This is a genomic window from Paenibacillus contaminans, assembly GCF_003285015.1.
Lineage (GTDB): Bacteria > Bacillota > Bacilli > Paenibacillales > NBRC-103111 > Paenibacillus_V > Paenibacillus_V contaminans.
Map to the genome: position 1 here is coordinate 49,743 of NZ_QMFB01000030.1, position 19,812 is coordinate 69,554.

General features: G+C 51.5%; 10 protein-coding genes. 2 read left to right on the forward strand and 8 right to left on the reverse strand.

Features of this window, described 5'->3' with window-relative positions; all coding sequences use genetic code 11:
• Window positions 1-164: 164 nt before the first annotated feature.
• Window positions 165-6,416 carry a DUF4838 domain-containing protein gene (locus tag DQG23_RS33435; RefSeq protein ID WP_113035383.1) on the reverse strand — a complete coding sequence of 2,084 codons (6,252 nt, stop codon included), beginning with the start codon at window positions 6,414-6,416 and terminating at the stop codon, window positions 165-167.
• A 273-nt stretch (window positions 6,417-6,689) separates the two neighbouring features.
• Here DQG23_RS33435 and DQG23_RS33440 point away from each other — a divergent pair, with 273 nt between their 5' ends.
• A complete protein-coding gene (locus DQG23_RS33440; RefSeq protein ID WP_158560826.1) occupies window positions 6,690-7,523 on the forward strand; it encodes an alpha/beta fold hydrolase in 834 nt (277 codons plus the stop codon).
• A 377-nt stretch (window positions 7,524-7,900) separates the two neighbouring features.
• Here DQG23_RS33440 and pepT read toward each other — a convergent pair whose 3' ends face one another.
• Window positions 7,901-9,139 (reverse strand): peptidase T, encoded by a 1,239-nt coding sequence (gene pepT / locus DQG23_RS33445; protein WP_113035385.1) that lies wholly within the window; start codon window positions 9,137-9,139, stop codon window positions 7,901-7,903.
• Between the two features lie 273 nt (window positions 9,140-9,412).
• Window positions 9,413-10,471 carry an alpha-amylase family protein gene (locus DQG23_RS33450; protein ID WP_113035386.1) on the reverse strand — a complete coding sequence of 353 codons (1,059 nt, stop codon included), beginning with the start codon at window positions 10,469-10,471 and terminating at the stop codon, window positions 9,413-9,415.
• Window positions 10,472-10,891: 420 nt separating this feature from the next.
• Between DQG23_RS33450 and DQG23_RS33455 the strand changes: the two genes are divergently transcribed.
• Window positions 10,892-11,767 (forward strand): AraC family transcriptional regulator, encoded by an 876-nt coding sequence (locus DQG23_RS33455; protein ID WP_113035387.1) that lies wholly within the window; start codon window positions 10,892-10,894, stop codon window positions 11,765-11,767.
• A gap of 195 nt (window positions 11,768-11,962) precedes the next feature.
• On the opposite strand, the gene DQG23_RS33460 is transcribed toward DQG23_RS33455, so the two are convergent.
• From DQG23_RS33460 to DQG23_RS33485, 5 genes are all read right to left on the reverse strand, one after another.
• The gene (locus DQG23_RS33460; protein WP_158560827.1) at window positions 11,963-13,579 is read right to left on the reverse strand and encodes an extracellular solute-binding protein; all 1,617 of its coding nucleotides are present in this window, start codon (window positions 13,577-13,579) and stop codon (window positions 11,963-11,965) included.
• Window positions 13,580-13,792: 213 nt separating this feature from the next.
• Entirely contained in the window at window positions 13,793-14,674 is an 882-nt protein-coding gene (locus tag DQG23_RS33465; protein WP_113035389.1) for a carbohydrate ABC transporter permease, read from the reverse strand.
• Window positions 14,675-14,724: 50 nt separating this feature from the next.
• Window positions 14,725-15,687 (reverse strand): ABC transporter permease, encoded by a 963-nt coding sequence (locus tag DQG23_RS33470; protein ID WP_420330265.1) that lies wholly within the window; start codon window positions 15,685-15,687, stop codon window positions 14,725-14,727.
• A gap of 666 nt (window positions 15,688-16,353) precedes the next feature.
• Window positions 16,354-17,760 (reverse strand): extracellular solute-binding protein, encoded by a 1,407-nt coding sequence (locus tag DQG23_RS33480; protein ID WP_113035391.1) that lies wholly within the window; start codon window positions 17,758-17,760, stop codon window positions 16,354-16,356.
• Window positions 17,761-17,932: 172 nt separating this feature from the next.
• On the reverse strand, window positions 17,933-19,618 hold the full coding sequence (locus tag DQG23_RS33485) for a hypothetical protein (protein ID WP_113035392.1): 1,686 nt from the start codon (window positions 19,616-19,618) through the stop codon (window positions 17,933-17,935).
• Window positions 19,619-19,812: the final 194 nt, after the last annotated feature.

Genomic DNA, 19,812 nt, shown 5'->3' on the forward strand with positions numbered 1-19,812 from the left:
GGCTTGAGGCTTGAGGTTTGAGGTTTGAGATAGGATTACAAAAAGGATCTGCCCCAACCCCAAAGGCAGATCCTTTTTTCATTGCGTTTTTCATCTGCGATCCATTCATTTCGATCTGTATAATCCGTTACGGTTCCACATTGACATTCGAATCACTTTCACTGTTAATCCGGCAGCCTATAGATCGCGATATCATCGATATACAGTTTCTCGCCGAGCACCAGATCGCGGAGTACAATCGTTAAGTTCAGGCTGTTCGGCTGTACGCCGTCATAGTCGGGCTGAATTTCGAAATCATATTCGAACATGACCCAAGTGCCGTTGCCTGAAGATGAAATTGGCGCTGCGTCGGACACAATTGCGGCTAGAGTTGTTCCGCCTGCTTGATCCTTGACCGCTCCCCATAATTGAATGGTGCCCATCGTTTCCACGCCCACAGGTACATAATAGTACAATGTAAATTTGTATGTTCCGCTCGTAACGGAAACGTCCTGGACCAGCCCTGCATGAGACGGACTTCCTGCGTCAAAGCTGTAGCTGCCGGAACGTTTGATTTCTGCGGTTCGCTTGCCGGGATCATCCGGATTAGCGCCCCAGTACCACCAATTCGGCGTTACGCTCATATCTCCGGCATCTCCGGTTTCGAACGAGGAATTCAGGACTAAATTGATTATCCCTCCTTCTGCGGCAACAACAAAAGGCAAGGATTCCTTCACAGTACCATCATCGTACGAGACAAGGTACGCCACATGCTGTTCTTCCGATGAAACCGGAATGACAGGAACGGTTAATGCCGCCGTTTGAGCTGCAGCATTCCACGTCATCGCCGAAGGCGTTACCGGCACCGCTTCAAGCCCGTTGATTTGCTGCCGAACGGTAAATTTGTTTATATCCGGCTGCTGCAAAAGCGTGTTGTCGAATATTACGTTAACCGTACCTTGCTCCGCTTGCACCGAATACTCCGGCAACTTATAAATCGCGATATCATCGATGTACAACTTCTCGCCTAGTTCGAGGTCGCGAATCACAACCGTAAGATTCAAGTTATGAGGCTGTGCGCCTGCATAGTCGGGTTGGATGTCGAAAACATAGTCAAACTTTACCCAACTGCCATTGCTCGAATTGGAGATCGGTTCTGCGCCCGACACGATATTAGCGAGATTTGTCCCTGCGACTTGATCCTTGATCGTGCCCCACATTTGAATGGAGCCTGTGGTTTCCAAGCCTTGGGGTACATAATAATACATCGTAAATTTGTATTTGCCGCTTGAAACCGGAACATCCTGCACCAGCCCCGCATGGGCCGGACTTCCTGCGTCAAAGCTGTAGCTGCCCGTTCGTTTGATTGCCGTCGTTCGTTTGCCGGGATCGTCCGGGTTAGCGCCCCAATACCACCAATTCGGCAGCATTGCAGGATTCGGATCTCCCGCTTCGAACGACGGATTCCGAATCAAATTCGTGACGCCTCCTTCGGCTGCAATATTGAGAGGGGTCGATTCGGCGACATCGCCGCCATCGTAAGTTACAAGGTACCAGACGTTTTGCTGCTCCGAAGACGGCGCAATGACCGGAACGGTTAATGATGCCGTCTTCGTTGAGGAATCCCATTGTAATGCCAAAGGCGTTACCGGCGTTGCGGCATGCCCGTTGATTTGCTGCTGCACGGTGAATTTACTCATATCCGGCGCCTGTACGTAAGTATTATTGAATAACACATGTACCGTACCCGGCTCGGCATGCACCGAATAATCTGGCAGCTTGTTGATCGCAATGTCATCGATATACAGCTTCTCGCCCGGCTCCAGATCGTGAACGACAACCGTAAAATTTAAATTATGAGGCTGTACGCCGGCATAATCCGGTTGAATGTCAAAATCGTATTCGAACTTTACCCAGCCGCTCTCCGAATCGGAAATCGGCGCTGCGTCCGAAACCGCGGCAGCCAAATTCGTTCCTCCGACTTGATCCTTAACCGTACCCCAAAATTGAATGGAGCCTGTGGTTTCCATGCCTTGGGGTACATAATAATACATCGTGAATTTGTATTTTCCGCTTGAAACCGGCACATCCTGAACCAGCCCCGCATGCGACGGGCTTCCGGCATCAAAGCTGTAGCTTCCGGAACGCTTGATTTCCGATGTCCGCTTGCCGGGATTCGAAGGATCAGCCCCCCAATACCACCAATTCGCCGACAATACGGGATCATTCGGCTCCCCTATTTCAAATGACGGGTCCGTCACTAAATTATTCGGCATAACCAACTGAATGGGGTTAAAATACGCCGCCTGCCAAGGATACCCGCCTCCCCAGCTCAAAAACCATTTTTGTCCATGATAATTTCGCAAAAAGAACCCCTTCAATGCATCCGTCTCATTCGGATCGATGCCGATGCTTACAAACGGAATCGCTTGAACCGTATTCCAGCGATCGCTTTTTTTGACGGAATTCGTTTCCCATACTTCACCGGCATTCGGAGCAGGACCCCCGGAACCGATTTTCCGGTAGCTGAACCTGACATCCTTCGGGTTGGAGAAAAATCCTTTAAAGCTTACATCCGGATCGGAGGTCACATAGGTTTCAACCGAATCGTCCGCACCGCTGCTCCACCAAAAATTAGGGGCAGAGTCGCTAGCAATCATTCCGCCGATATTGCTGTCGAAGTTTTCATAGCCGACGTAGAGATTCACATCATCCCAAAGCAGATAAACCTTTGTCGTATCCGGCACATCGATTCGGGTACCCATCACCATAAAATCGCTGAACGGTTCGGCGTCCCTCCATGGTCCCTCGTTGAAATCAAGCGATTGCAAAATTCGCGATTTGCCCGCGGTCGTTTTGACTGCTTTTGCAGAATAGTCGGTATTATTGATAAAGGCCAAAAATTCGTCCAAGCCTTCACTGACGGCTGTGTCTTCCGGATGCGCTGCTATATAGCTTTGCAATGCCGTAATAAGCGCGGTCTGTATGCCGTCCCAGGTTCCGCCGTTTTTCGGCGGCGCAAGCGGTATATTCAGAATGGGATCCCCTTCAAACTCGGACGGCAGAACGAACCGCTTCTTCACCATCTCAAAGCTAAGCTTGATGTCGTCCAGCATGACAAGCGCTTCAGTCCCGTTCGTCGGTGCGGCAACGGCACCGGTTCGCGGATAGCTGAGTGCGGAAGCTTCGTAAAACTCAAAGCCGCGAAGGAGCTGCTCGGCCCGTTTTTTCTGCTTGCTTGTCTGCGCTTTAATCACTGCCTGTTCCAGCAATCGTCTGCTTTCTGTTATATCTTCCTTCGTTACCGCTTCTAAATAATCAGGCTGATCGAATCTCATAAAATTGCTTCTAGGATCCGACTGCTTCCATCTTTGATACCATTCCGATTCAAAGATACGAGTAGTCCAAAAATCCTCCCACAAATCGTAATACGCCTTCAAATCGGCTGCCGCCTCTACACCGACCGCTTGCGCATACCACTCGTTCAGCAAATCGTCTACATCCTGATCGGCGTTCCACTGCAGCTTGGCCGATACCCACGGCTTCGGTCCTTCGCTGAAGTTCGGAAACAACTCCGCCACATGGGCAATAACGCTGTGATCCTGAGCGTATTTATAGTTTTCCGCCATCCTCTGCATGTAAACCCGGGGTACGTTATACGGAGATCCGTATAAATATTCATACCATCCTACATATTCGGCTGCGTCCTCCCACGCTTCGGTTATCTGCATGCCTTCAGCCGCTAAGGTCGGATCCTCCCAGGACATGCGGTCATCCGTAATATAAGGGATCACGCGGGGATTCAACTGCACGGTTGTCGGGGGATCGTACACGCTCCAGTACGCCAGCAGACCGAAATATTTATCTTCGTAGCGTTCGTCCGCCAGGACACCCTCAACTATTTTGTTAACCCACGGGTAATATACTTCCGACATATTCAAAAATCCGTTGGAATTGAGTTCGCCGCCGGCAAGCAATTTATCGGCTGCGCAATAATTCTCGCTATCATTAATTCCTAGCGAATACGAGCTAACGCCGGGATTCGCATCGAAAAATTGCTTAATCCTCCCGATCGCGACTGCAGCTGTCGTGTCGTTGAAGCAAGGCTGCCATTCATAGGGGTGCGTGGGCAGCACGCCGTCTACATAATATTCGGGATGAAGCTTTAGCTCCGCATCTGTCGGATCAAATAAATTGGCCAGATTATGATGAAATTGGATGTTGTCATGTATGCCGTTACGGCGTCCCCACTCCATATTGGCCGGCGTATTCAGGTAAAAATAAGAACGCGAAATCGTCGCAGGATCGATGCGAACGCTTTCTGCAGAAATGTCGATTGTGGTGTGCAGCGGCACATCCTCGCCATCCGGCCCCGGCATCAGCCAGCGTATGCCGAAATAACGCTCCAGAAATTCGTTGACGCCGAATTGAGTCCCCCATCCGGTTGGTCCGACAATAGCGATTGTATCCTCGTACGGATGAATGACGAACCCGTCGTCCTTTAAGCCTTGCATTTCTGCTGCGACTGCAGCTTGCGCGTCGGGAGCTTGGGAGCCGACATAAATTCGCACGTCGCCGTCATACTGGCTGCCGGCTGCGGCGAGCTCCGTCGTAGTCAGTACCGGAAGCGCTGCGCCCGTAGATTTATTAACATACTCGGCCAACGTATTCGCTGCCGCAATAACCTGGTCGGCTGCACTCGGCTCAATGACGATTACCGCTTGTCCCTGGCCATTATCGACAATCCTCAGATCCGGCGTCGGTGTCGAGCTAGGGCTCGGCGTTGCCGTACCGCCGCTCGGACTCGGCGTTGCCGTACCACCGTCCGGACTTGGCGTTGCCGTACTGCCGCCCGGACTCGGCGTTGCCGTACCGCCGCTCGGACTCGGCGTCGCCGTACCACCGCCCGGACTTGGCGTTGCCGTACTGCCGCCCGGGCTCGGCGTTGCCGTACTGCCGCCCGGGTTCGGCGTTGCCGTACCGCCGCCCGGGCTCGGCGTCGCCGTATTGCCGCCCGGGCTAGGCGTCGCCGTATTGCCGCCAGGGCTCGGACTCGTAACGCCCTTTCCATTTTTCTTAAGAGGTTGCTTTTCAAACACAGACGTATTCGCTTTCTCCGCAATGGTTACGCTTTCAATTCTGCCTTGGCCAAGCGCTTGAATGACGGCGTCAAGAATGAGTAGTATAACGGCTGCGTCATCTCCGGTGTCCAGAACGATACCGGTCGCCTGTTCGTACACATGCAGCCGCTTAACCGTCCCTTGCGAGATTTCCAATCTGATGCCTTTCGCAAGAACATTCACGGCTTCAAAGCTGCCTTTCAGCTCTACGATTCCATCGGCAGGCAATTCCTCGCCGAGCTGCACTTCCGCAGCGCCTTGACTTGTCAAATCCGCCGTTTCAAGTATCGCCGAAGAAATGACCGTAAGCTTTACGACGGTTGTGGATCCTTCCAATACGACTCTGACCGTTCCGTTACGCTTGTCAACGATAACGTTCCCGAGCTTGGAGTCCCGGAAATGGACGCTGTTTCGGCCTCCTCCGTTCACCTTCGTTACTCCCTGCACCGTCACATTTTCCAAGGTGACGTCGCCTTCGCCGATTCCTTCCGCGAGCAGCAGGTTTCCGGTTATGGTCATATTCCGCAGCGTGACTTCGCCGGCGTTAACCGCAACATCTCCACGAACCGTTTCGTTCCCGGCAGCAGGTCCATATAGGCCGGCTTTCTCATAACTCCTCGGCAATAACGCTCGAGCGAGCGATACGACAGTTTCGGCTCGCGTTATGGGTGCCGACGGACGGAAGATTTGATCCTCGTATCCCACCATGATTTGCTTGCCGGCAACTAGCGCGACAGCGGCTTGTCCCCATTCGGCGATTTGTTCGTAATCACGGAACGCAGCAGCAGCCGTATCGTCAACCTGTTCGTCATGCTTCAGCAGCCGGGCAATCATAGCTGCCGCTTCCAGCCTGCTGATCAGATGCTTCAAACCGATCGTACCGTCTGGATAACCTTCCATATAACCGGCTTTCACCGCTTTGGCCGCTTCTTCATATTCCCAGTCCGATGCCTGCAAATCCGTAAAGCTGACGGGCGCCTTCTCTTCGAAAGCAAAGGAACGGTTGACTAAAGCGATAAATTCCCCTCTCGTTATCGGCTGATCAGGTTTGAATGTGTCGTCCGGATAGCCTTGTATTCGGCCTGAATGCAGCCAGTCAAGCACCTGCTTTTCAGCCCAATGCCCCTTCATATCGGAAAGCAAGGAGGAAGCCGCCGGGCGAGCGGAAGCGTCGGCAGGCAGGGCATTTCCCTCGGCAATGTCTGAAGAATTCCGCTTGAGATTTTCATCCGCGAACGCATGCTGAACGGTTGTAAAAAGCAAACAAAAAGTCATCAGAACGACGATCAGCTTTCGACTATATTTTTTAGATTTCACATGACACCTCCAACAGAATGTAGCCAAATGGGCAGCACGAAATAACCTCGCAGCAGGCTGCGTGGTATGGAAGACGATACGTTTACGTAGTAGCGACGCCCCTCCTATCCCACAGACATTACATTCGAATGTATATATTTACTTTATGTAAAACGGTCGTCCCGAACAAGGGCAAATACTTGTCTTGTTCCGCACTCTATTGCTCTCTATTACGCTTCTTGCCATTTTTGAATTATAATTAGGTAAAGTAATGCAAGGGAGGATGAGATGGTCATGAAGAGCAATTTCATAGAAAGAGAAGGCGGATTCCAGCTTCATTTTTTGGAATGGAAGCCGCAGACGGCAAGCGATCGGCTCCCCGTCATTTGTTTACATGGCAATCTCTCCAATGCAAGGATGTACAAGTGGGTCGGGGACGAGTTGTCTTCCGCGAAACTTGAGAAGCCAAGACATGTGGTTGCCATTGACTTTAGAGGGTGCGGGGATAGCGGTTTGCCGGAAGCCGGGTTTTCATTACAGCATATGGCATCCGATATTGAGGCTGTAATGATTCGTCTAGGAATAAGTAAAGCCCACTTTATAGCCTATTCAAGAGGTACGGCTTACGCGTTGCAATACGCTTTGCGAAATCCCGACAGCGTTCAAGGACTTGTCATCGGCGACTACCCGGCACATTATACGAAGTTCAACGAAGATTGGGCTAAAAGTATGGTGAACGCATACAAGCTATATGACTCTTGGGAAAGTTTATATAACGTGCTGGCTTCCTCCGAGCTATTAAGCAGAGAAGCGTTCGAGGCCGGCAAAGAAACCTATTATGTTGAAAAAGCGGGTGTAATCCAAAAAAGATACTCAAAAGACTTTCCCGTCAGGCTTCAGCTCGAATCCGCCGATTACGATCTTACGCCGGCGCTAGACAATATCCAAGGGAAAATGTTGATCCTTAAAGGAATGGAACCTGGTTCACTGCTTAACGACGAACAAATAAACGCATATCTTAACTACAATCCCGAGATCGTTCGGGTTCATCAGGCGGGGCATGACGTCTTTGAACCGAGGGAACAAGTCAAAGAAGCGCTTTTGAATTTTTTCAGCCGCCAAGGATAAACTGTCCTTTGGGACGCTCGCGATTTCTGTTGAATTAAAAACACTTTTGGAAAAGACGGAGGATGGAATCCCAACCTCACATCCCTGTTCGCCGCTTCCGTGCGCTGCAGTCCGATTCCGCCCAATTGGTATCGAGTGCGTCGTACTTTTCTATCCTCCAGTCCGAAAAAGCCCATTTGCAACGGCTATTTTCAAAACGAAAAAGCTGTCCTTCGGTCATGAAGACCTCGTCGGACAGCTTCTTTTATTAGCCCGCTTCTCCACCCTGCTGGCGGACTGGGCATAAAGAGCGGCATAAGCCGCGACGATTGAAAGAGCGAGGGATAACAAAAGCTGCGCGGCAAAAACCGCCAGAGCTTCGGATTAATTCAGCTTCCTTACGCTTCCGCCTTCCGTTCGAAAAGCCGGACGATCTCTACGATCACTTCAACCGCCTTGAGCATCGTATCGACCGAGACATATTCGTAACGACCGTGAGCGTTCTCGCTGCCCGTAAAAATATTAGGCGTCGGCAGTCCCATATAGGACAACTGGGAGCCGTCGGTACCGCCGCGGATCGGCCGTACGATCGGTTCGATGCCCAAGTTCGTCATGGCCTGATGGGCGATATCGACGATTTCCATAACAGGCTCGATTCGCTCCCGCATATTGAAATATTGATCGCGTATTTCCAGGCTGATCCGTTCTTCTCCGTAAACTGCTCTCAGCTCCTCGACGATACGAATCAGCTCCGCTTTTCTCGCCTCGAACCGTTCGCGGTCGAAATCCCGGATGAGATACTGCAGCTTCGTCTCTTCCACATCGCCGTGAACGGACTGAAGATGATAAAAGCCTTCATACCCTTCGGTAAACTCGGGCGCTTCGCCGATCGGCAGTCTGCCGTTGATTTCCATCGCGATCTTGGCGGCATTCACCATTTTTCCTTTGGCGGAGCCGGGATGCACGATTTTCCCTTTGCATGTTATACGTGCGGCAGCCGCGTTAAAGCTCTCGTATTGCAGCTCGCCGAGCGCTCCTCCGTCCATCGTGTAGGCGCAGCTTGCTTGAAAAGCCGCCACGTCGAAGCGGTGCGGGCCTCTTCCGATTTCTTCATCGGGGGTGAACGCCACTCTCACTTTCCCGCGCTTGATTTCCGGATGCCGGATCAAATAGGCCATTGCGGTCATGATCTCGGCCATCCCAGCTTTATCGTCGGCCCCCAGCAGCGTCGTGCCGTCCGTCGTGATCAGCGTATGCCCTTCGTATCCGGCCAGCTCCGGAAAGTCCCGCGGAGACAAGATGATTTGCATCCCTTCGTTCAAAATAATGTCCTTGCCGTCGTATCGCTCCACGATCTGCGGCTTGACGTTCGCGCCCGTGAAATCGGTCGCCGTATCGATGTGCGCTAGAAAGCCGATCGTCGGCACGGGCTTGTCCGTATTGGCGGGAAGCGTCGCCATGACATAACCGTGCTCGTCCATCGTCACGTCTTCCATGCCGATTTCCTTCAGTTCTTCGACAAGCATGCGGCCAAGCGTCAGCTGCCCGGGCGTAGTCGGACAAGTTTGGCTGCCGTCATCCGATTGGGTATCCACCTGCACGTAGGAAGTAAATCTTGTTATGATCTCATTTTTCACGCTTCAATCAGCTCCTTTACGATCATTCTAATACAACGGCTGCCTCATGGGAAACCTGCGATTGATCTCCGCCTAACCTGCTCGGATCGGCTGCTCGATAAGCGAACATAACCTTGGCTCTCCCCTCCCCCCCAAACGAACAAGAATAAACGCTTATCGGCGTCTTTGACGCCGGCGTTTACCGTAGGTTTAGAGCCTTTTCCACGATATACTTTCTGACGCAAAAAGACGCCGAAGGACAACAGCATCGCTGCCGTCCCCGGCGCATTCTCACTACTTCAATCCGGCGAGCCTTTGCCGTCTGATTTCATCGCGATGCCTGTCGGAGATTCGGCGCATCGCTTCTCCGATCGCATTCCACGTCATGTCCGGATAATGAGCCCGATAGTCATTGGATTCGGAACCGCGGAAGCCCCATACGAGAATGTTCCGCGCTCCAGCATCATAGGCTGCGTCGGTCGCCCAAATGATTTCTTCTTCCCTTCCTTTGTGCGTGCCGTAGCCCTGTATCCAAATGTTGTGGTCTTTGTTGAACTTCTCGCAAACCTCCAGATTCCGTTTGGTTCTTTCGTAGACGAAATCGTATGGGTGAGCTTCCGGGTAATGGCTCCAGTACGGATCGGAGCCGATATTGCTCAGCGAATCGAGGCTGCAAATCGCTTCGATGGAGTCGAGATTGATCCCGTATGAGCCTCCGAGCATGACGCAGACGATATTTTCCATCTGCTTTTGATGGCTGTGCGCCGTAACCTCTCGGAAATAATCGACGACGGACCAGATGCGGAATTGTTCCACCTGCTCGTCGAACGTTGCCGGCATCGGTTTTCCGTAACGCTCGCGGAATAACGCTTTGCACCGTTCGCAGTAACAAGTCCACACCTTCGGCTTGCCGTTCTCCATCGATTTGGCGGCCAAATGCGGCTCGTCCCAAAAAATGCTTTTCCCGCCGATATCCTGCACGACGTCGATCCATTCCTTCGTAAAGCTGCGGAAATGCGGGCTGTTCAAGCATGCCCTGACCGGGTCGACCGTGCCGTCCGAATAAACCTGGTGGCTGTCCGGGTAATAGGCCAAGAAATGCGATTTATCCCCCGGAGGTCCGCCAAGCCCCCAGTTGTCGATCCAAACATCCAAGCCGTGATCTTCGGTCATTTGCACGATTTCCTTCATGATGCTGCGGTGACGATCCCAGTCCGTATGCGAAAACATATGGACGACCAGGTTGAAATGATGATTGACGATGTCGCGAAGATCGGTTTCTACATGCCGCAATATTCTGTTACCGTGGTAAGCGATGCCTTTTACAAGCTTATTCGATTGATTAGTCGTCATCATAACTCACTCCTTAAGCAAATGATCATGTCAAAAGTTTGTTCTACATCCGCGATAAAACGGTTTACTCAGGCACGCCCAAAACGGCTCCCTTTGCGTTTCCCCTGCATGCTCACCGATACGGGAAGCGGAAGTTCGCCTTGCGTCTGGACCTTTTCCGAACTCCGATCGGTTTTGTCAATCATCCTGTTTTCCTCCGTAGCGCAAATCGAAAGGTTGGTTTATAGTAATAGCAATCGGTCACTTTCACAATATCAGCGATTGCGATGGGAGGGTATGCTTTCTATAGCCATGTGTTTGGATTATATAATCAACATCTATTTCTCCGGCACAGCTTTCCGGCATCCTCTCGGCTTTCGGCAACAAAAGCTCGTAATCGCAAGGTAAAACATTCGACGTATACGGGAGGCATGAGGCTTCATGGCCACGTTTTTGGATTATGTGATCAGTCCGCAGCCTATTCAAATTGTGGATCTGAAGGTCGATCGCGCTAAATTGAAGGTTAAAAGCTTGACCGTGCTGCAATACGGCCATTTACCGGGCAGAACCGTCAAGATGAAAGGCAATCAAAACGACTTTTGGTCATTCACATACATTTCAAGAGGCAGGGGCACCTATCAGATCGAAGGCGGACCCGTGCAGGAGCTGAAGGCCGGAAACCTGTTCTGGGAATGGCCGGACACCAAGTTTAATTACGGCCCTTATCCCGGCGAGGATTGGGACGAGCAGTACGTATGCTTCGAAGGCATGCGCGTTCAGGAATGGATCGACAGCGGCATCTTCGCAACCGAAAGCGTAATGGAGGTGGGCAGCGATCCGCTTTGGTCCCACAAAATGGGCGCCATTGGAGCGTATTTGGAAAGCGGTGTGCCGGATAACGCCGATCGTGCCGCATTTTTGCTGGAATCGCTGGTGTACGATCTTGCACAAACCCATTTCATCAACAGCGCCGCCGACCGCTATACGATCAAACAGGATTTGGCCCTGCGCATTCTGGAGGATCTCTCCAATCACCTTTACCAGGAGTGGAACGAGCAGGAGGTGTGGGAGCGGAACCACGTTTCGCGTTCGACTTTGAGGAGAATCGTTCACCATTACACCGGCTATTCCTTGAACGAATATATACACCGCCTGAAAATAGCCGAAGCCAAAAAGCTGCTGAACCATACTTCGCTGCAAATCCAGGAGATCGCTTTAATGCTCGGCATCGAGGATATCACGTACTTTTCTAGGCTGTTCAAAAAATACACGGGCGAATCGGCGTTATCGTACCGGAAAAAGACGACTAAGTATTGAAGAAAGACCGGCTCATGCCCCCACGGTAACATCGGATAGCAAAGGTGCTCCCGTGACCCGGCCCCGGCATGTACGCCCGAAGCCGGAATTGCGGCTCTCCCCGCCGGCCCTAAAGCCTCCAACTTGGAAAAACCCTTCAATCCATCCCGCACAGGGGTGATCGAAGGGTTTTATCGTTCGTCTAGGCTCTAGTTTCTATTTCCAAGAAAGCGGATCGAAGCCGGCCGCTTTAATCGCTTCATTCACTTCTTTCACGATCTCGGCACCACCTTTGTTCATAAACTCTTGCGGCAGCTTATCCCAATCGGACAATGGACGCTCGCCTACGACAATTTTGACTTCTTCGTCGATGTGCTTCTGGACGATTTCGGGATATTTCGTGCTGAGCGACTCGACAAAAACGCGGAACGTCGGATCGACGAAATGTTTGTAGGTTCCATCGTATTTTTCGACGATTTCAATCGCTTCCTTCAGTTGAGGAGCAATGTAAATTTTCGAATATTGGTTATCCGCATCCTGCTTCGGCCAACCCACGATATCGACCAAGTAATTGACCGGCGCTTTGCCTTCCTCCGGCTTTGACGGCGTCACTTTTCCGTCCGTAATCTGGTAGCCTTGCCCCTTCAAGCCGTACAGCCAGTCGTAATCTTTGTTGGAATCGTTACGCTGGTCAAGCGCGTAAAACTGGCGGCCAAAGTCGAGCATTTGCAAAATGCGTTCGATTTTGTCCTTGTCGCCCTTCAGCTTGGCGCTCAGGGTGGTGATGCCGTAGTAGCCCGCTTGCGCGACATGACCTTGCGAGCCGTCCGCTCCTTTGAAAGGCGGAATCGGAATGACTTTGGCGCCCGGAGCCGCGTCGGTAAGCGATTTCATATCGGTCTCGCTCATGCCTCTAGCCGAGATCCGGTAAATGCCGGCCTTGCTCGTCCAGAAATCTTTGGCGGAATCGACGACATTTTTAATGACTGGGAAGTCTTTGGTCATCGCGCCGGCTTTATAGACGTCGGTCAGGAATGAAATGTATTCTTTGCGCGCAGGAGCGATATAACCGGGAATGATTTGGCCGTCGCTGTTTTTATGATACCAGGCCGTGCCCGTGTAGTAGGCGGATGCGTTATAATACGGCCATAAGTTAGCGGACATGACCATGCCGTACGTATCGTCCTTGCCGTTCTTATCGGGATCGTTCTTCGTGAAAGCGATAGCCACTTGCTTCAGCTCTTCGAAATTGGTCGGTTCCTTCAGGCCCAGATTATCCAGCCAGTCTTTGCGGATCATAATCTGATCGTTGTAGATCGCGGGATAATATCGCGGAATCCCGATGATTTTGCCGTCAACCGTAACCGCATCCCATATTTCCTTCGGTACGCGTTTTAACGATTCGTATTTGTCGATATACTCTTTCAAATCAAGAAACGCGCCTTGCTTCGCCCATTTATAGAAGCCTTGCGACGGATCCTCGATCATGACCACATCGGGAATGGAGCCGGAAGCGACCGTAGCGGCCAGCTTTTGCTGGTAGTCGGCATACGGAATGATCGAAGGCTTAAGATCCACATTGAATTTTTCATTGACCATTTTTAAGCCTTGGCCGTCAACCGGGGACGGATTGCCGTACGTAAAGGTCATCGACGAAATCGCGATTTTTTTGCCTGCGGAGCCCGTCGCCTCCGGACTTGCGCCCGGACTGCTGCTGGCCGGCTTATCCGAAGCTTTCGTTTCCGGTTCTTTCGTGGAAGAGCAAGCTACTACCCCGGAGAGCATGACAGCCGAAAGCGCGAAGGCCGACACTTTTTTCAAACTTGTTGTCATTGGAATTTCCCCCATTTTAAAAATATTTGGCAATACCCCATAAGCCCTTACATTGGAAGGATAAACGGCTTCGCTGCCCTAAACGCTTCCTTTTCGTTGAACAAAAAGCAGCTGTCCAAAAGTCGGCATCACCCCTTTCAATCGAATGCTGCTCGCCGAACGCCGCCGATTGGCAGGCGAACGCCGGTACCGTCAATTCTCCGAATAAACGCGCTAGCCTTTAACCGAGCCTAACAGTACGCCTTTGGCGAAATGCTTTTGCAGGAAAGGGTACACCAGCAAAATCGGCAGCGTCGCAACCAAAATCGCAGCCATCTGCACCGATTCCATCGGCGGCGGGTTCTCCATCAACTGTCTGACTTTATCCCCGTTTAAGGCTGAAGCCGGCTGGTTTACGATGACGATTTGCCGCAGGATCGCTTGGATCGGCCATTTGGCCGGATCGTTGATGTAAAGGATGGCGCTGAAATAGTTGTTCCAGTGTCCTACCGCATAAAACAAGCCGAAAGCCGCGAGAGCGGGCTTCGAAAGCGGGAGCACGATCTTCCGGAATATTTGCAGGCCCGTCGCACCGTCGATGATCGCCGCCTCCGTAAGCTCCTGCGGGATGTTGTAGAAAAACTGCCGGATGATGATCAAATTGTACGAGCTGATCGCGCCCGGTATGATGAGCGCCCAGATCGAATCGAGCAAGCCCGTTTCTTTAACAATCAGATACGACGGAATGAGCCCCGCTCCGAACAGCATCGAGAACAAAACCATAAATACCATCGTCTTCTGCCCGACGATCGGCCTCGTCAGTGCGTAAGCCATCGTTGAGGTGAAAAACAGGTTCGTAAATGTGCCGAGAACCGTGATATAGACTGTATATATCAGAGATCGCAGGAAAGACGGCGATTCGATGATGTACGTGTAAGCGCCGGCATCCCAGTTGGTCGGCCACAAAATAAACGATTTCGTCATGATATCTTTAGGAGAAGAGAACGATACGGAAAATATATATAGGATAGGAAAAATCATAATGACGGCCACGACAACGAGAAGCAAAACGTTGATCGAATCTCCTATCTTTTCGGCCCATGTTCGATGTTTCATTGCTACGATCCCCTTTGCCTGTAATCTGAAAGCGCCTGACGATCCTCTTTCTAGTAAAGCCCGTCTTCGCCCATCTTCTTCACGAAATAGTTCGCCGTTACGACCAGGATGAGACCGACAACTCCTTTAAACAGGCCGACGGCGGTCGCAAAGCTGAAGTCGGATTGCTGAATCCCCTTGTAATAAACGAAAGTGTCAAGGACGTCGCCAACCTCTTTGTTGAACGGATTCAACATGAGGAAGATTTGCTCGAAGCCCGTATCGAGAACGCTGCCAAGCCGCATGATCAGGAGGATAACGATCGTGCTTTTTAATGCCGGAAGCGTAATATGCCAAATTCTGCGGAAACGCCCGGCTCCGTCCATGACGGCCGCTTCGTAAAGCTCCGGATTGATGCTGGCCAAAGCGGCGAGAAAAATGATCGTGCCCCAGCCCGTTTCCTTCCAGATGACCTCGAAAACGACTAACGGTACGAACATGTCCGTGCTTGTCAGGAAAGGAATCGGCTCCATGCCGAAAAGCAAATGGAGGAGCTGATTGATAACACCCGCATTTCGGAGCAGCGCCGTAACGATACTGATGACGACGACCCAGGACAAAAAGTGCGGCAAATAAACGACGGATTGCACGATTCTTTTGAATGCCCGGCCCCTGACTTCGTTCAGCATCAGAGAAAGCAGGATCGGCGCGGGAAAAACGAACAATATTTGCATGAACGAAATGAACAGCGTGTTATACAAGACGCGGATGACTTCCTGATCTTCGAATATTTTGGCAAAATGGCGCCATCCCACCCATTCGCTGTGCAGAAATCCGGAGAACGGGCTGTAATCCTGAAAAGCGATTACCGAGCCAAGCAGCGGAATATAGCGATAGACGATGAAATAAAGCAGTCCCGGCAGCACAAGCAAATACATATAGCGTTCGTTCCATATGCGCTTCCGAAAAAAGGATTTTTTCCCCGGTACGGCCGCAGCCATCACCGCAGAGGTTTCTTTCTCAAGCACGTTCAAAACAAGCCCCCCTTAGTCTCTGCCAATACATATCCCGACTATGGCGATTGATGTTTTTGCCGTCGTCAAATACCAATGTCATGTAAAATAACATCGTTGTATTGGATTTTATATTCATAATAATTGGAACACACAGAAATCTTGCGCAAAATGCGGCTTGAAGCGCTTGGAGCAAACGATCAAACATAAAGCGTTTACATTGCGCTATTTATATCCATATAAGGATATAAACTTCAGATGTCTTTTATTTTCCGCTGTCCTTTCGCTCTTGTTGTTTATGATTTTATCAAAGCAAATTCGCAATGTGAATGAACCCTGTGTTCAAAAGTTGGATTATATGTTTATCGTTTATGAAATATATGACGATTAATTTTCAACACTTAATCCAATCCAGAACAATTGGAGTTAGGGAGTCCTCCTAATGTAACGATGCATAACATTAAGTTCCCATTCGAATGCCTGGCAGGAGTAAGGCGCAGCGTCTTCCTTTTTTCCCTAACGTCCCCGTCCCCCGTTGTCGCCCTCGTTTCGTTCGCTCATCACAAGGCTAAACGGCTGCGCCAGTCCTTTAAAGGACTGGCGCGATTACCGCGAAATCGAACAATCAGCGGAGGATATACTTTCAGACATTAAAAAAAACCGGTTGAGGCGGCACCCCTTCCGGTTTTATGGATTCGTTTCATTCAATAAAACTTCTATTCGTTTGCAGGCATTTTCCGGACTTTCCATGTTAGCCCACAGCAGGTTCAGCTCGTCGTACAGCATATTGATCCCGTTTTGCATCAGTCCGAGGCTCGTAAGCGGCTTCGCCTTGGGCAGCACGTCCATAAACCGATGGTAATGCGGCGGATGCACCTCCGGGTTATACAGGCCGGTATCCTCTGCGACGGAGCGAAGGGCAGGTATCGTGCAGCCTTGCTGCTTCAACAGCTTTTGCGCTTCCTCGCCCGTCATAAAATCGACGACCCTCTGCGCCAGCTCGGTCTTGGAGCTCATGCCGTTAATCGCAAGGCCGCCCCCAAGGAGCAGCGTATTTTGCGATGTCGGGAGCACATCCCATTGTATCGGATGGTCGCGAAATTCGTTCATAAAGTAATACGTGGTCATAATCATGGCGATGCGTTCTTTGACAAACAAGCTTTCCGCCAAGTGATTGCTTCCGTGCGTAAATATAGGCGAAACCTGATGCTTATACATAAGCTGAACGCAATACTCCAACGCTTCGACGTTGCTCGGCAGCGATAATGTGCTGCGCCCGTTTTCGGGGGAAATGATTTGCCCGCCGTTTTGCATCAGGAACACCGGCCACCGGTTGATCGACGACGAGAAGCAAAACCCGTACTGCTCGACAATCCCGTCCGCATTCGGCGTTCCCGTGCAGCGAAGGGCGATTTCAAGCAGATCGTCCCAGCTTTCGATGATAGGCTGATCCATTCCTTTATTTTGCATAATCGTTTGGTTATAACATATCACGACCGGCGAAAATACGAACGGCGCTGCAAGCATACGGCCATCGTGAGCAAAAAGCGCGAATACTTCCGCATAACTCGTGCTTTCGGGATTCAAATGAGGAGGAACGTAACCGGCAAGCATATCCGTCCGGCCGCTTTGGACCCACGCGCGGTAATGCGATTCCGACATCATAAATACATCCGGCCCTTGATCTTGCTCGATCAGCCGGATCAGAGTCTCGGTGTAATCGTCGACCGAAAGCACCGAAAGCTCAATACGCACGAACGGATGGCGTTCCTCGAACAAACGTATGATCCTGCGTACGATCTCGATCTCGTATGAACCGGAAAACCAGGCAATATGAAGCGTTTCAACAGGCAGCTCCCCCTCGGGGATAACAACGCGATTGCCCTTGCCGGCAATTTTCTCGATCAGCCCTTCATCGACCAGATCGGCCAGCACTTTGCGAATCGAAACGCGGCTTAAGTTATATTTCTCGCTTAGCGTATTTTCGGGCAAAATAAATTCTCCGGGCTTGAGCTGACCGCTGACAATTTCGTCTCGAAGCTGCTTATGGAATTGGTCGTAACGCTCTTTAAATTCGTTTCGTCTCCCAAGCACTTATACCGCCCCTATACATTTCAATAATTTACAAGTATACCATGTCCGGGAGGCAAAAGTCATGCGGAGCGCCCTGTTGACGCATTGCCCGGCTATTCCCCTACCTTTCGCATGTTTCCGCTGCCGCTTTTTTCGTTGTCGCAGCCGTCCGCTACAGCCGCCAAGCGCTCCGTTATACGCTCGCTTCTGCTGTGACGGCGTGCCGTTCGCAGGTTACGCCGAACAAGAGGTTCGTTTCCTTCGTCGCCTTGGCACCATCGGGAACCGGCACCCATACGACCGTTCCCGGCTGGGCGCGCTCAATCCGATAACCTTCGCTTTCGTCAGGCAGGATGGAGACGGCTCTTCTCGACTCTTCCCAGCGGAATATTTGCTCGCCAGTCCAGAACGTAAAATTCCGCTTGCGCGCGCTGCCGACAACCTCGCGCAGCGCATCGGCTACATGCGCCTGGTTCAATATATGATATTGGTGGAACAAGAAATGGGCGACGCCGCCCCGAACGCCGGCTGCCGTTTCCAAAAACGGCGTTATGACGCTCGTATCGGGAAGAGAAGGATGCTCCAAATCCTGGGTCAAAAAGCCGATTTCAAGCACGTTGTATAGCCTGTTGCGGTCATCGAATCTTGCGATCGGATAATACGGACGGCATGTTCCGAATAAGAAGCCGACGTTGCCCTTTTTGCTCGGTCCGCGGGTTTGGTCGCTCCGTATGCCGTTCCGCTCGCACCATTCGAACAGCTCGCCCCAGCCCTCCACGCGGGTATAGTGATTCTTATTCGACACGATCGGCACGCCTGTTTTCTCGCGGATAAAAGCAAGCTGACGTTCGAACTCTGTCTGTGCCCAAAACCCTTTATCCAAATGTAATGCGTTATAATGAAAAGCCAGCTCGTGGCCTTCGGCTTTGACCTGCTCGTAGACGTCCGGCGAATAGCCCGGCTCGATCATGCACCATGTGGAACGGACATCGCATTCCTTCAGCACCGAAAGCGTTTCGTACGCGGATTCGTCCGCATTCACATCGCTGTCATGCGAGATCATCGCAACCCGCTCGACCCCGTCCGGCCAATAATCGACGAACGGAAGCGTCATGTTTTTGGCGACGACCGCTTTCAGCAGGACGCTTACCCATGCATCCCTCCACCAATCCGCGTACGGATACGCGTAGTACGGATAACCCGTTTCCGTCCGTTTCCGGTCAAGCTCCCAATCCATTTCGCAGCGGTCGTCCGCCTTCAAAATGCCTTCGTCCAAGCTGCCCGTTCCGTCCGGCGCCGGTATGCCGTCCTCGACAACCGGTCCCGTCCCTTGCTGAAAACCGACGATCGTATACGGAATATCGACGTTCCAGCGGATGACTTTGCCTTTGCCGACCGAAATCTCAAGTATCGCGGGCGCGAGCGGTTCCCCTTCACGCGTATGACGGTGCAGTTGTCCGGCACCTTTAACGGCATGAGCCCCATCGGCGGAAACCGGCAGCCACGGCTTCGCTTTTAAATAACGCAGCGGCTCTCCCGCGTATTCGGGGATTTCCGCATAACCGGCTTCTCCCGCTATTTCCCGGCAGGACAGCCTCCCGGCCATCCGGTTCAATCCGCCGCTCGAGATCAGCGTTCCCCCTTGCTCGGCATACTGCAAGAGCTGTCCGATCGACTCCTCGCTCTCCTCGGACAACGCTGCGATTACGACATCATATCCTTGCTCGGACAATTTTTCCGCGGTATGGATTTCACTGTACGGAATGCCGGAGCTTTTCAGCATCTCCCCGACATAAGCTTCAAATACATCGACCCCGTATTTCCAGCGGCGTTCAGCTGCAATCGTATCAAGTAAAAGCGCAACACGCGCCATTTTCATGTTCGCCACTCTCCTGTCCAGTAGTCATTTATGCTAGTTTTTTTTCACTTTAACACACTTGTATACTACAGGTATACAAACATGCTGTCAACATTGTATGCCAGCCGTTATCCGGCTTGTTTCCTCCCTTCGTCCACGAACGAAGCGAGTCTCTTCTAATATCCGAAGACCCGGAATACATCCGGGCCTTCTTG